General features: G+C 43.2%; 10 protein-coding genes and 2 tRNA genes. 4 read left to right on the forward strand and 8 right to left on the reverse strand.

Translation table 11 applies throughout. The annotated features are described in order from the left end of the window. Positions 1-209 precede the first annotated feature (209 nt). On the forward strand, positions 210-863 hold the full coding sequence (upp, locus tag NBH01_RS13210) for a uracil phosphoribosyltransferase (protein ID WP_008761972.1): 654 nt from the start codon (positions 210-212) through the stop codon (positions 861-863). Between the two features lie 6 nt (positions 864-869). Here upp and NBH01_RS13215 read toward each other — a convergent pair whose 3' ends face one another. The 6 genes from NBH01_RS13215 to ahcY form a co-directional block, all read right to left on the reverse strand. Next, a complete protein-coding gene (locus NBH01_RS13215; RefSeq protein ID WP_008765359.1) occupies positions 870-1,742 on the reverse strand; it encodes a helix-turn-helix domain-containing protein in 873 nt (290 codons plus the stop codon). Between the two features lie 39 nt (positions 1,743-1,781). Further along, the gene (locus NBH01_RS13220) at positions 1,782-3,419 is read right to left on the reverse strand and encodes a hypothetical protein (protein WP_016268872.1); all 1,638 of its coding nucleotides are present in this window, start codon (positions 3,417-3,419) and stop codon (positions 1,782-1,784) included. Positions 3,420-3,424: 5 nt separating this feature from the next. Continuing rightward, positions 3,425-4,516: an HlyD family secretion protein gene (locus tag NBH01_RS13225; RefSeq protein ID WP_143919321.1), complete on the reverse strand. Its 1,092-nt coding sequence runs from the start codon at positions 4,514-4,516 to the stop codon at positions 3,425-3,427. A 24-nt stretch (positions 4,517-4,540) separates the two neighbouring features. Beyond that, entirely contained in the window at positions 4,541-5,866 is a 1,326-nt protein-coding gene (locus NBH01_RS13230; protein WP_008761968.1) for a TolC family protein, read from the reverse strand. A gap of 337 nt (positions 5,867-6,203) precedes the next feature. Next, the gene (locus NBH01_RS13235; protein ID WP_048693389.1) at positions 6,204-8,735 is read right to left on the reverse strand and encodes a YfhO family protein; all 2,532 of its coding nucleotides are present in this window, start codon (positions 8,733-8,735) and stop codon (positions 6,204-6,206) included. Between the two features lie 118 nt (positions 8,736-8,853). Beyond that, a complete protein-coding gene (ahcY, locus tag NBH01_RS13240) occupies positions 8,854-10,272 on the reverse strand; it encodes an adenosylhomocysteinase (protein ID WP_016268876.1) in 1,419 nt (472 codons plus the stop codon). 184 nt (positions 10,273-10,456) lie between these two features. Between ahcY and NBH01_RS13245 the strand changes: the two genes are divergently transcribed. Next, a complete protein-coding gene (locus tag NBH01_RS13245; RefSeq protein ID WP_061473684.1) occupies positions 10,457-12,028 on the forward strand; it encodes a PAS domain-containing sensor histidine kinase in 1,572 nt (523 codons plus the stop codon). Positions 12,029-12,102: 74 nt separating this feature from the next. Here the strand turns inward: NBH01_RS13245 and NBH01_RS13250 are convergent, their stop codons facing one another. Continuing rightward, on the reverse strand, positions 12,103-13,800 hold the full coding sequence (locus tag NBH01_RS13250) for a S41 family peptidase (RefSeq protein ID WP_022470498.1): 1,698 nt from the start codon (positions 13,798-13,800) through the stop codon (positions 12,103-12,105). Between the two features lie 44 nt (positions 13,801-13,844). Next, positions 13,845-14,834 carry an adenosine kinase gene (locus tag NBH01_RS13255; RefSeq protein WP_011108486.1) on the reverse strand — a complete coding sequence of 330 codons (990 nt, stop codon included), beginning with the start codon at positions 14,832-14,834 and terminating at the stop codon, positions 13,845-13,847. Positions 14,835-14,911: 77 nt separating this feature from the next. Between NBH01_RS13255 and NBH01_RS13260 the strand changes: the two genes are divergently transcribed. Together NBH01_RS13260 and NBH01_RS13265 are read left to right on the forward strand one after the other, a co-directional pair. After that, positions 14,912-14,985 (forward strand) — tRNA-Asn (locus NBH01_RS13260). A 27-nt stretch (positions 14,986-15,012) separates the two neighbouring features. Next, a tRNA-Asn gene (locus tag NBH01_RS13265) sits at positions 15,013-15,086 on the forward strand. The last annotated feature ends 24 nt before the right edge of the window (positions 15,087-15,110 follow it).

The raw sequence follows: 15,110 nt of genomic DNA on the forward strand, positions 1-15,110 counted from the left end.
GCCTCCTTGTAAATCCGGGTACAAAAGTAATACTTTCTTTGAAAAGGAAGAAGGGATTAGAGAAATTTTTCCCTAATTGAATCTCTTTTATAAATTCCTAACAATATCTGCAAACTGAATATTGCAATTTGAAAGATTATCGTTTACTTTGCAAGCCAGAACGTTCTCAATACGATGAAAATGAGATTAAATTATGATTAAACTATAATATGAAAGTAATTGATTTTAGCCAAACAAATTCGATTCTAAACCAGTACATATCCGAAATCAGAAATGTAGAAGTTCAGAATGACCGCCTACGTTTCCGCCGTAACATTGAACGGATCGGAGAAATCATGGCTTACGAAATGAGCAAAGAGTTCCGATACTCAGTAAAAAACATCCGGACACCACTGGGCATTGCTCCCGTCAGCACACCGGACAACCAGCTTGTCATCAGCACCATTCTCCGCGCCGGCCTTCCTTTTCACCAAGGCTTCCTAAGCTATTTCGACGGAGCAGAAAATGCATTTGTGTCCGCCTATCGAAAATATAAAGATACCCTGAAATTTGATATACATATAGAATATATCGCATCTCCGCGTATTGACGACAAAACGCTGATTATCACCGATCCGATGCTGGCTACAGGCGGCAGTATGGAACTGAGTTATCAGGCCATGCTTACCAAAGGCCATCCCGCCGAAATTCACGTAGCTTCGATCATTGCCAGCCAACATGCAATCGATCATATCAAGAGCGTATTTCCCGAAGACAAAACAACCATTTGGTGTGCTGCCATCGATCCTGAAATCAATGAACATTCCTATATTGTACCGGGGCTGGGCGACGCAGGCGATCTGGCTTATGGAGAAAAAGAGTAATATCGATTAAAGATTCCTTCGATATTGCTGCGGCGACATCCCCATTTGCTTCTTGAAGAATGTGCCAAAATAAGAAGCATTGGGGAAGCCGAATTCATTGGAAATCTCCTGAATATTTTTTTGCGTATTCTTCAACAAAGAGATACACTTACGGATAATCGCCTTGAATACAAGTTCCTGCACCGTATACCCACAGATGCTTTTGGAAAGAGCCGAAAGGTATTTCGGAGACAAACAGAGTTTATCCGCATAGAATTCCACACTCCTTTCCTGCATATAATATTGCTCTATCAACTGGATGAGACGGACAAATATCTCATTTTTCCGCCCGCCCGTTTCCTGTCCGGCACTAATCAATTTACGGTTATAGACCGAACAAATACGATAGGTCAGTGCCAGCAGAAGGAGTTTCTGCTCATAAAGGCTAAACACACTCTCCTCCATTTCCAGCACACTGTCTATCAAAGACATATACTTCATAATCTCATCTTCCTCGCCGGTATTCCATACACAAGAGAGTTCCGGAGTAAGTTTCGAATACATATACATGGAAACCACGGAGTTGCCGATAATGTCACGTATCGGTTCTATCTGATAGGCAAGAATAAGAATTTCCACATCTTCGGTCTCCTGAAGCACTTGAACCCAAGATTCCTCATGAATAAACAAGGTCTCACCCGCCTTGGCAGAAGCGCACTTATTATCAAGAGAAAACTGGAAACTACCTTGCCGGCAGACAATCAAACCAAGCCCCTGCATCAGAAAAGGTTCTTTTAAAGAAGATGGAAAACAACTGAGCACACCTCCCGAACTGCATATATTCTTCCCGCTTTTCAGATCGCGGTCAAGCTGTAATAAACGTTCCTGCTGAGTATCCATAACACTGACTCACTGATAAATTACTATTGAAAAACGATACTAAGTTAGCAATTTTCGTTTGGGATAAGGCACTACGAGCACAAAAATCATACAAATAACGCCTGCATAAATAGTCCACCCTGCCATTTCTTTCACAGCAGAGAGCGTAGCCTGCACCTGTATCCGCCCCTTGACGGACATGGCAGCCATGTTATGCGCTTCCGTTTCACTCTTTCCCTGATATTGCATTCCCTGCACGGTATTGGTATACGAAGCAGAAGCTTCGGGGTTTACCAGATCAACATTTTGTGCATAACGGGTAATATAATGTTGCTGGCGCTCCTGCAGTACATTTGAATAAATAGCCCCTCCGATACCCGGTCCCAGTACCATACGGACGGTAAGCATGATGCAAATCCAGGTCGAAAGATATTTGAAAGGCATCCGCTGATTGGCATATGCTGCCGTCAATGCATATAAAATCATCATTCCGATGGTACGAATAATTACGGGATACTTCATTCGTTCGTAAAGTCCGGCTGTCTGCACTTCGAAGTACATGAATCCTGCCGACAATGCCAGAAAGAAAAAGCCAAGAGCAAAAAGATATTTCAGATGCACCCCTTTAGACCCCAATACAATGGAAATCAAGGCACCGATAAAATAACCGACCATACACCAGTTTGCCAGCGATGCATTCTGCAAATTATCCAGGTGCATCCCGACTCCTGCATACACATTGACAAACATTGCGCTGGAATTGATAATCATCAGCAATAAATAAAGCAAAGCCCCCATACGAATGGTACGCAGCCTCAACGCCCCCAAAATAAAGTAGGAAGACCGCCGGGTAACATCCATATAAAGAAAAATCCCGGCAAAAAGGATACTGATCGCCGTTGCCCAGCAAATAGATGGATCATCATACCAATCCAGCACCTTGCCATAAACCAGCACATAAGTGATGCACGTCAATGATATGCAAAATGCGGTCACATTGCCGAATTTGCGGAAGTTGATAGGGAAACGTCCGGCAAAACCATGATTAGGCATCGTAATGAACAGTATCAGAATGGACAGCAGCAGAATACCCATCATAAAATAATATACATATTTCCATTCGTATTCGAAAGCCAGCCAAGCCGTTAGCGCCGTACCCATTTGCCCCAGGATCATAAAAAACAGATAAACTACCGGCTGGCTGACACATTTTTCGATATCCAGTTTATTCCATCCCGTCGCGTCTTTCGGTTCCATGCCGGGAGTAATATTACGCGTTGCCTCCATGCCAAAAGCATATTTGATCAGCGTAAACAGATTGACCATCATCAGTACCATACGCAGGAACCCTGTCAGCAGGCTGCAGAGTGCCAGCAAAAAGATACTGTCGGTTTTGGCACATACATAGCTGAATACATACATCAGTGCAAAACCTGCGATACACATCAGTTTCTCCCGTCGTATACAAACTAGTTCATACAAGAAGGGAGCAAATGCCGCCATACCGATGGAAGTCACAAAATTGGCAAACTGAATATGCTCGGAAATAATACCCAAGCCGCTCATCATCTCGGTACTGTTCACGGAGTATACCCCGCCCACCGAAAGAATCGGCAGGAAAAAGAACAGCAGAATAATAATACCTATCGGTTTGGGCACCCAATTGTAAAAAGGATAATTTCTAGGACACGAAGGCATGGCTATCAGAGTTTAGCTTTTACTACTACCATCATACCCGCCGCCAGCTTATCATTATCTTCCTTCGATAAATCCGTAAAATCAATACGGACAGGGATACGCTGCTGTATTTTCACAAAGTTTCCGGCAGAATTGTCAGTCGGCACCAACGAATATTTAGAACCTGTCGCTCCGGAAATAGCAGTCACTTTGCCTGTAAACTCTTTCTTACTGATAGCATCTACCGTGATAGCCACCTTCTGCCCGATGCGGAGATTCTCTATCTGCGTTTCTTTATAATTAGCAATAATCCATTTTTGTGTATCGGGCAGAATATATGTAATGCATTGCCCTGCTGTAATGAACTGCCCTTCTTCCAGAGAACGTCTGCCTAACTTGCCATCGCAAGGAGCCAGTACAACCGTATACGAAAGATTCAGCCGTGCCATTTCAAGCGCAGCCGTAGCACGCTGGATGGCAGCTTCCGTATTCTCACGACGGTGAGATACTTCATTCACTCCCGAAAGAGCCGCCTCCCGCTGGCGCCTGGTTGCTTCCAGCTTCTTAAAGGTAGCTTCATACTCTGTTGTAATCTGTTCCAACTGGATAGGTGTCGCCGCATTTCGTTTGACCAAATTTTCATACCGCTGACGGTCTTTCTCCAGTTTTGCTAGCCGGATTTCTATTTCAGCTATAGACGCATCATACACAGATGCAGTCGTTTGTGTAGTCTGCAAGGTAGCATTTATCACAGTGGCGCCTGCCTGCGCATCCTTCAATGCAGCCTCAGCTTCCATCACCCGGATTTTATATTCGCGGTCGTCCAGCACCAGCAAGGTATCACCTTTGCGTACCTGCTGATGTTCCGTAAAATAAATCTTATTAATATAGCCCGATGCACGCAGATTGACAGGCGACACATATTGCTCTATCTGCGCATCATTGCTGGTTTCCGTCTGCTTATAGCCCAGAAAGAGAAAAACAATTTCAATTACTCCCCAAACAATCACAGCAACTCCAAACAGACTTACTATAATCTGCCAGCGGCGTAATTTTCTCATTTTCTTAGCTTTCTCCTGATGCGTACTGGAGATTGTATTATTGTCCATTGTTTCCATATGAATGATTCAATTAGTTATCTGTTATTTGAACAAGGATGAGATCTGTCCGGTTAGTTTCAGTAACATCAGGTTGGTCACCCGATAATTATAATGTGCACTAATGTAGTTGTTCTGTGCCTCGCTCATCCGCATTTCATCCTGCAGAACTTCAGTCATTGAAGTGATTCCTTCCCGATAGCGGTCGGTAGTAACCGTATACACTTCTTCGGCAAGCAGATAATTGTCTTTCTGTTTTTTAAAGTTCCGCTGGTTATTCATCAAGTCATTTACAGCATTCAAATACTGTGTTTGCAGATTCTTCCGTGTATCCAACCGTGAAAGTTTCATGGTTTCGATATCGATCATTGCTTTCCGGATCTTATACTTCTTATCCAAACCATCAAAAATAGGAATACGCAAAGTCAGTCCCACCCCATAAGAACGGAACCAATGATTGGACGGACCGGAATGAAACCAATGATAAGCCTCATCAGTATAAGCGGCAAACCTCCAGTTTCCCGTCAGATTGAGAGAAGGAATATAGCCATTACTTATCAATCGTTTCTGCCGCTCTGCCAGCTGCACCTGTGATTGAAGCAACTGAAGCTCATAGAGGTTTTCCGACAACCCGGTCAAAGCAACCGTAGCGATACTATCCGTATTGACCGGCAACAGGCCGATTTCTTTTTCTGCCGGATAATCCATGATGTACTTCAGCATATTAAGCTGCTGCGTCATCATCGCCTGCGCATTGTCATACTGTACTTTCAGATTTTCCAGATTGATATTCACCCGCTTCAAGTCAACTTCCATCGCCATTCCATTATCAAAGAAAGCCTGTGTGATATCTCTCAGTTCTTCCAATCGGGTGATATTGGCTTTTATCAATGCAATCTGTTCCGCAGTAACCTGTCCCAGATAGTACATTTTACTGATCTGCAAGATCAAATCTTCCCGTGCCTTTTCATACGAAAGCCGGCTCATCTCATCCACAATCTCTGCTATGGAAATCGAAGTATAGAGAGTCTGATTATAAAGTGGCATCTGCAATTCTATCCCGGCATTGGCACTATATTGCAACGTTCGGGTAATATTATAAGGTACTCCATAGGAAGAACCGTCAGTTACTGAGACAGGCGGATCGATATTATCATTAAAGTTGGCAAAGCCATTGATTTGCGGCAACAGCTTCACCCGATTCTCCGAAATGCCATACTTACTTTTCTGCATCGCTTTTCGTTTTCCCTGTAAAGAGAGATTGTTCTCAATCCCTATACGAAGGCAGTTCTCCAGAGTCAGAATATTCTGTGCGCCTCCATGAATGGCAAGGAGGCAAAAAAAGGTAAAAATGAACAATAGTCTTTTCATAATAATCGCTCTATATTCAGGCACAAATTTAATGGGTTGCGACAAAATGGGACTATCCATATATCGACTGTTTATGTTCATATTTTCCTTTTTCAGTCCTGATATCCACCTTAATTATTATAATATCACTATATTTAATAGACAAATCTTCGCCCTTTGTCGATTTCCTTTTCTTCTGTTTAAAGAACCACTTAACTTTGGAATATAAAATCAATTAACAGCAAAACAGCGTTTGTTTTTCATAATTTTTTAGTGAATGCATAAGCGGCTCTCTTCGGGATGAAGAGAGCCGCTTAAGGTATATAGAGTACAATATAGTACAAGATCAGAAAAAAGTTTAAGAGTTCTCAGCCTCCTTTTTTTTCGGAGTTGTTAACTTCTTCTTGCTGAACCAAATCAGAATCATCACCCCGATCAGCAATAAAGCCAGTGACGCATAAGCTATGCTTTCCGTAACATGCAAGCTCTGCGGGTCAAACCACATCTCAATCGTATGCTGGCCTGCGGGGACATTCATCACACGCAAGATATAGTCAGCACGGGCAATATCCACCGGCTGTCCGTCAATCTTGGCCTGCCAGCCCGGATAATAAATCTCAGAGAAAACAGCCACTCCATCTTTAGCAGAAGAAGTTTCATATACCAGGCGATTCGGTTCATAGCTGGTCAGACGAATGGTAGATAAGGAGTCTTTGTAACCTTTCGTCACACCCTTCAACTGATCTTTAAATTTCGCATCAACCACTGCTGTTTCCGTTGGAAGAATATCATTCAGCGCATCAATCTCTTCATTTGCATTATTGACATACTGCACCTTATCCACAAACCAAGCGTTACCATACGCATAAGGGTTTTCAACAGGAACCGTCTGTCCTTGCTGTCCGGCAGGGAAAATAAAGTACTTCGTATTCAGCATATTCAGCACACGGAATTTGGAAGCGTCCACACTATCCATCGCACCGCCTGCGCCGGCAACTTCCTGATAGGCATCCTTCATTTCCGGAGTTATATGATAATCGATCATTTCCTGATAACGACGCAACTTGGCCGCATGATAACCACCCACACTCTTATGCCAATATGAGGTATTATTTTCATTGAAAGTATTACCGGGAAATCCTACGAAATTCAACACCCTATAATTCAAAGCCGTATCCTGAAGAATTATCTCATCCGTCTGAGTTTTAACGAATGCTCCTGTCTGGTTTGACTTCGATACAAATTGTTCATCATTCAAATAGCGCTTATTGACAGTCCACATATCAATCAGACACAGAAGCACGATACCTGCCATAGTAAAAGAAGCCTTCAACTTTTTCTGCTGATAAAGGAATAATAAGAAGCATCCTACTACTATAATAAAGAAACTACGCCATGCATCCGAAGTCAGCATTGCCTTGCGCATTTCGGCCAGATTCGTAATGATCGGAGATAAATACTCAGCAGGTAGTCCCTGCTGCAGAGCGGACATCTCTTGTGCCGGAATATAACTGGAGAAGAAAACTCCCGGGGCAACAGCCAGAATCAGCGAAACACCGGCTGTCAATACCAAAGTGATAATTACTCCTGTCCGATTTTCTTTCAACTTTAATATTTCCGGTTTAGCCAGCACTTCTTTTAAGGCAAAGACTGCTAATAAAGGTATCGTGAATTCAGCTATAACTAAGATAGAAGATACGGCACGGAACTTGTTATACATCGGTACATAATCGATAAAAAAGTCCGTAAGTCCCATAAAATTCTTTCCCCACGAAAGTAGAATAGAGAAGATAGTAGCTCCCAGTAAAGCCCATTTCAGCGGTCCTTTAACAATAAAGCACCCCAATATAAACAGAAACAAAACAAAAGCTCCCACATAGACCGGTCCGGAAGTCATAGGCTGATCGCCAAAGTACTGTGTCAGCTGCGAATAGATGTTACTATACATCGGATTCGCTTTTGCCATGGCAGTCTCATTCTTGGATAACGGAACCGATGCCCCTCCTTTTACATTCGGAACCAGCAAAGTAAGCGTTTCACCAATTCCATAACTCCAGTTCGTTATATAGTTACGGTCCAGTCCGCTGCTGGTCTGATTGGCAGCAGGTCCTTCCTGTTTCAGTTCACTCTTTCCGCGCATAGTCTCCTTACTATACTCATAAGTATGGTATAGATTGGAGAGGTTCGCACACACTCCTATCATCGCAGCCAATGCCAGAACGGCACTTGCCTTGAAAAAATGCGGCAATTCCTTCTTCTTATAAGCATCTTCAAAGTAAGCTCCTACAAAAAACAGGATGACAAACATGAAGTAGTAACTCATCTGAATATGATTCGACTGAATCTGAAGCGCGATAAACAAAGCGGTAACAATCCCTCCCAACAGATATTTTTTCCGATAAGCCAGTACAATACCGGCAATCGTAGGCGGAATATAAGCCAATGTAACAAATTTCCAGATATGCCCTGCCGATATCAGAATAAAGAAATAGGAGGAGAAGGCCCAAATAATCCCCCCTAAAGCAGATAACCAGACAGACAGCCCGAATGCCCGCAAAAGGATATAAAACCCGAGCATCATGATGAAAGTCAGCACCACATAAGGCGGAAGATATAAATGATAGATGTTTTCTATCCACTTCAGCGGTTTGGTAGAATCATAACTCGGAGACATCTGATAGGTAGGCATACCACCAAAAAGAGAGTTTGTCCAGCGGGTACGTTCTCCTGTACGTTCAAGATATTCCTGAGCTTCTTGACCGGCTCCCACTCCAGCCACCGTATCGTGCTGAAACAGAATACGACCTTCGATATCAGCCGGAAAAAAATAAGCAAAAGAAAGAATGATAAAAGCTAAAATAGCAATTAAGTCGGGAAGGAACTTCTTCATAAAATTGACAATTGACAATTGACAATTGACAATTGAAGGTCAACAATAACAGCCCGGCAGATCACTCGTTCCATATAGCTGTTCATTGTCATTTGTCAACTGTCAATTGTCAATTAAATTAGTATCTATAATGTTCAGCCTTATAAGGTCCGTCTACCGATACACCGATATAAGCGGCCTGTTCCGGAGTCAGCTTCGTCAGTTTCACCCCGATCTTTTCGAGATGCAGGCGAGCCACTTCTTCATCCAAGTGCTTCGGCAAGCGGTATACATTCACTTCGTATTTCTTGTTGAACAACTCGATCTGGGCCAGCGTCTGATTGGTAAATGAGTTACTCATCACGAATGACGGATGGCCTGTCGCACATCCCAGATTCACCAGACGACCGTCAGCCAGCAAAAGAATGCTGTGACCATCCGGGAAATAATAGCGGTCTACCTGCGGCTTGATGTTTACACATTTGATGCCCGGATAATGTTTCAACGCATCCACCTGGATTTCATTATCAAAGTGACCGATGTTACATACGATCGCCTGATCTTTCATTTTCTCCATGTGGTCAATGCGAATGATATCGATATTCCCCGTAGTAGTCACGAAGATATTACCTTCGGTGCAGGCATCTTCCATCGTTACGACTTCGAAACCTTCCATAGCAGCCTGCAACGCACAAATCGGATCGACTTCCGTCACAAGCACACGCGCACCATAAGAGCGCATTGAATGCGAACATCCCTTGCCCACATCACCGTAACCACATACCACCACTACCTTACCGGCAATCATCACATCGGTCGCTCTCTTGATACCGTCAGCCAGTGACTCACGACATCCGTAGAGATTATCAAACTTAGACTTGGTAACCGAATCGTTCACATTAAATGCCGGGAACAGCAATTTGCCTTCTTCCTGCATCTGATACAAACGGTGTACACCGGTCGTTGTCTCTTCCGATACGCCGCGCATTTCCTCAGCCACACGATGCCAGCGAGTCTTATCCTCAGCCAATACTTTTTTCAGAATGGCATTCAGTTCGATTTCATCCTCCGCATGCACTTCCTTGTCCAATACGGCAGCATCATTCTCTGCATCATAACCGACATGAATCATCATGGTAGCATCACCACCATCGTCTACAATCACGTTCGGACCTTTGCCGCCGGGGAAATTCAATGCTTGCAATGTGCACCACCAGTAGTCAGCAAGATTCTCGCCTTTCCATGCAAATACCGCAACACCGGAAGCAGCAATCGCAGCAGCAGCATGATCCTGCGTTGAATATATATTACAAGAGCACCAGCGGACTTCAGCTCCCAATGCAACCAGTGTTTCAATCAGTACGGCGGTCTGGATGGTCATATGTAATGATCCCATGATACGGGCACCTTTTAACGGTTTGGATTCTCCATACTTTTCGCGTAGAGCCATCAGGCCGGGCATTTCTTTTTCTGCCAAATCGATTTCCTTGCGTCCGAAATCAGCAAGTGTAATATCTGCCACTTTATAAGGCAGAGTAGAGAATAATTCTGTAGACATATTGTAAATCATTTAAAATGTAATTGGTGCAAAGATAGAACATTCTGATTAGTAGGGCAAAAGCTATCCTTCTTTTTTATATTATAATAACTTGGGAGTTCGCCCGTTTCTTGAATTTTTATTCTATATTTGCAACATAAAAATGCATTTTCTACAACACTAAAATAGTTATTATTCATCTTCTATGGAGGATTACAACAACAAAACAAAAGCGGAGCTGTTAGAAATTATACAAAATCTCGAAAAAAAAGTAGAGCAGCTTTCCTCCGAATCAGTCTCCGGCAGAAAAGAACGCTTTCGCGACAGGTATTCCAATCGGATATTAGATAATCTGCCCGATATGCTTACCGTGCTCGACCGCGATGCCAATATCGTGGAACTGGTTTCCTCCCCGTCAACCAATCACGTAGAAGGTACTACAGCAGACAGCATTACCCAATCCAACATAAAAGATATTCTTCCGGAAGATGCGTACAAGAACATACGCAAGAATATGGAGCAAGTTTTCCGCTCCGGAAAGAGCGCCATCGCCAGGCATGACTTAATGATGGACGGTGTACCGCATCATTACGAACACTGGCTTTCCCTGCTCGACAAAGAATATCTGCTATGTATGTGTCGGGATGTTTCGCAACTTTGGGAAACAGAACAGACCAATGCCGAACAACAAAATGAAATTATGCGGCTTAATTCATTGATGGAAGCCATAGTGAATAATGTTCCTGTATATCTATTCGTCAAAGACTCCGGAAATGATTTCAGATACTTATACTGGAACAAGACTTTTGCAGACTATTCCGGTATCCCTATCGAGAAAGCTATCGGCAGAAATGATTTCGAGATCTTCAAACGGACGGAGGATATGGAGAAATTCCGCCTTGACGATATCAGAGTGCTAAAAGAAGGGAAACTGGACTATTTCGAAGAATATATGGCTGCTTCCGGAGAAATCCGCACGATAACTACCATGAAGCGCCTCGTCCCATCCAGTAACGAACATCCTTATATTATCGGTATCTCCTGGGATATCACCGAAATTAAGAAAACAGAGAAAGCACTGGATGCAGCCCGTATCAAAGCCGAAGAAGCGGACCGGTTAAAATCGGCTTTCCTGGCAAACATGAGCCACGAAATCCGTACCCCGCTTAATGCGATTGTAGGATTCTCCAAACTGATATCCAGCACAAATAATGAAAACGAGAAGAATCAGTATGCCGAAATCATTGAAAGAAATTCTGATATGCTACTGAATCTTTTCAATGATATTCTCGATTTATCCAGCCTGGAAGCCGACTCTCTTAAATTCAACATTCAGCCGGTCAAGATACTGGATATCTGCCTGCAATTAGAACAGCAATATGGTCACAAAACCCAGGCAGACGTAAAACTGATTCTGGATGGCGGAGACGCCAATACATTTGTTTCCGCAGACTGGAACCGGACGATACAAATCGTAAGTAACCTGCTCAGCAATGCTGTAAAGTTTACCTCGCGAGGAGAGATTCATTTCGGTTTCCTCAATAAAGAGAATTTTGTAGAGTTCTATGTGAGAGATACCGGCATCGGTATTCCTGCCGAAAGAGCCGCTACCATTTTTCAGCGTTTCGGCAAAGTAGACGACTTCGTTCAAGGCACCGGACTGGGACTCACCCTCTGTAAGATGCTGGTGGAAAAAATGGGTGGTCACATCCGGGTATGCTCAAAAGAAAACGAAGGTACCACCTTTTATTTCACACTTCCGCTGGCCAACCGGTAAATTATATGCGTCATATACAAAAGCGGTGGACATTGTAAAGATGTCCACCGCTTTTGTATTTATGAAGATAGCTGTTACTTCTTTTCTTCCTTCTGTACTTTTGCACTTAGCATTTCCTTATACTTCGCAGGATCATTCAATACCTTTATTGCTTCCTGCAAATCATCATCATCCTTCAGTTGCTCGATAATGCCACCTCTCTGGAAATAATAACGCTTGATAATTTCATTAGCAATCATTCTCTTTATATCCTTAGAGAAATAATCCAGGTCACGGTCAAGATTATGATTCAATTTCTTTTCCAGTGCCTTGAACTCTTCGGCAGCATCTGTCATATAGCCTTCAAATTCAGCAGCCTCTTTCAGTGTTTTCAGAATCTTCTCACTTTGCTGGTCATATTTAAAATCGGCCTTCTTCACCAATTCCTTGAAATCATTGTAGTCAGCATCCGTCACTACAAACTTTTCAGGAGCAACCACAGTAGGGTGTTTCAAGCAGTATTGAGTCGCATAGTCAAAAATCAGATTATCACGTACGAGATAGAACAAGATATTCGGCAGTTTTTCCTGCTTGACAGTAATATCAGGCATTACACCACCTCCGTCACGTACTTCACGTCCGGCAGCAGTATAGAATACGTTAGTCAGACTGTCGGGAATCGTTCCCACACTTCCATCTTCGTTCCGGTGCTTATAGTCGATCGCCTGCACACAACGTCCGCTTGGGATATAATATTTGGAAGTAGTCACTTTCATCATTCCTCCATAAGGTAAAGAACGGGGAACCTGTACAAGTCCCTTTCCAAATGTACGGTTACCAACAATAACGGCACGATCAAGGTCTTGCAATGAGCCCGACAGGATTTCTGAAGCAGAAGCCGTACCACTGTTTACCAATACGGCAATCGGAATATCCAGATCCAGCGGTTCACGCAAAGTCTTGTATGTGTTGCTTGCCTGTTTCGTCTTTCCCTTGGTGGTTACGATTACTTTTCCACGGGGCAGGAAATAATTGGCTATTTCCACTGCTTCATCCAACAGACCGCCACCGTTATTACGGAGGTCGATGACCAGAGAAGTAGCTCCCTGTTTCTTCAGATCCAGCAATGCTTTTTTGAAATCCTTGGAAGGGTTGCCGGAGAATGTGCTCAGGCTGATATATCCCACTTTATTATCCATCACGGTAGCATATGGGATGGCAGGGGTCTGAATAGATTCACGTACGATAGTAAACTCCATCGGGGTTTGTCCGCCTTTCTCATTAGGACGCTCCACTTTCAGTTTAAAGCTCGTACCCGCCTGTCCGCGCAACATCTGGCTGACTTCCGAATTATTCTTTCCAAGGAGATCTTTTCCGTCTATTTCCATCAGGATATCTCCCGCCTTCAGTCCCGCTTTGGCCGCCGGAGTTCCCTCGAACGGTTCGGCAATCATGGAACGTTTCAGCTTCGTATTATAGGTAATAAGAGAACCGATACCTCCAAAGCTTCCTTTCACCATCTGTTCCAGTTCGCTTTGATCTTCCTCCGGGTAATATTCTGTATAAGGATCCAGCGAGAAAAGCATATTGTCGATTCCTTCGCGAATGGTCTTGTTCGGATCAATGGTATCCACGTAGAACATATCCAGTTCTTTCACAATCGCATTAAATGTATCCAGATTCTTGGCAATCTGGAAATTGCGGTCGTCTCCACTCTTAAAACTAAAGAAAGCTACAGTAGCTATTACAGCCACCAAAACAAGAGCTATCCGCCTATTCAGCAATTTTTTCATATATCTTTCATTAAAATGAGACGTAAAAGTAACTCAAACCTTGGTTATTCCGCCAGAACCTTGTTAATATTTAACTTAATTTCATCCCAGCGCTCCGGAGAGATTGTTGTTCCAATCACCTGAATAACATTTCCCGAGAGAATAGAACCAATTTTTGCACATTTTTCGAGCGAGTATCCGCACGTCAGACCATACAGAAATCCGGCAGCGAAATAATCGCCTGCGCCGGTGGTATCCAGAACTTTTTCTACAGGAATAGCCGACACTTTAATTTCTTCCGTACCTTTACGGATATAAGATCCGTTTGCTCCAACTTTCACAATAGCAATGCTGCATTTCTTGGCTATCACTCTCAGAGCTTCCTCCGGTTCTTCGCCGGTAAATGCTTTCGCTTCTTCCTCGTTTGCAAAAACGATATCCACATACTTATTTATTAATAAGGAGAAAAATTCCAGATCATTCTCCACGATATTATAACTTGCCATGTCGAGACAGATTTGCAGGCCAGCCTCTTTAGCCAGTTCGATGGCATGAAGAATCATTTCGTGATCCTGAACAAGGTATCCTTCTATAAATAAGTATGCATATCCTTTGAACATCTCCAATGTCAGATCTTCAGCTTTCAAAGAAGCGGCCGCTCCCAGATAAGTACCAAAAGTACGCTCTCCATCCTGAGAAATAAAAGTGGATGCCACTCCCGAAGGAAGCTGTTCGGAGGTCAATAAATTGTCTTCAATATTATTTTTCTGCAGATTTTTCCGAAAAAAATCGCCATAATGATCATTTCCTACTTTTCCGATAAAACCTGTTCCGGCACCCAGACAAGCGAGTCCAAGTATGGCATTTCCTGCCGATCCGCCTGTTGCCAGATGCGTTTTCATTTGTGAAAATTTTGTGTTAATCTGCTGTAACTTAGCGTCATCGATGAGTTGCATGCTTCCCTTGGGTAATTCCAGTTCATCCAAGAGTGTATCGTCTTTCAGGGTTGCAAGTACGTCTATCAGGGCGTTGCCCAATCCTATTATTTTGTCCATTCTCAATATTTTTTTTGCAAAGATATTGCATATTTCAAAAAAACCTACTACTTTTGCATCGCAATTGAGAAAAACATTCTTCCTTAGCTCAGTCGGTTAGAGCATCTGACTGTTAATCAGAGGGTCCTTGGTTCAAGTCCAAGAGGAAGAGCAAAACTGAAATTCTTGATTGCAACATTCTTCCTTAGCTCAGTCGGTTAGAGCATCTGACTGTTAATCAGAGGGTCCTTGGTTCAAGTCCAAGAGGAAGAGCAAAAAGAGGTGTATCGAAAGATA

The sequence above is a fragment of the Bacteroides sp. B1-V-101 genome (assembly GCF_023656585.1).
GTDB classification, from domain to species: Bacteria; Bacteroidota; Bacteroidia; order Bacteroidales; family Bacteroidaceae; genus Bacteroides; species Bacteroides thetaiotaomicron.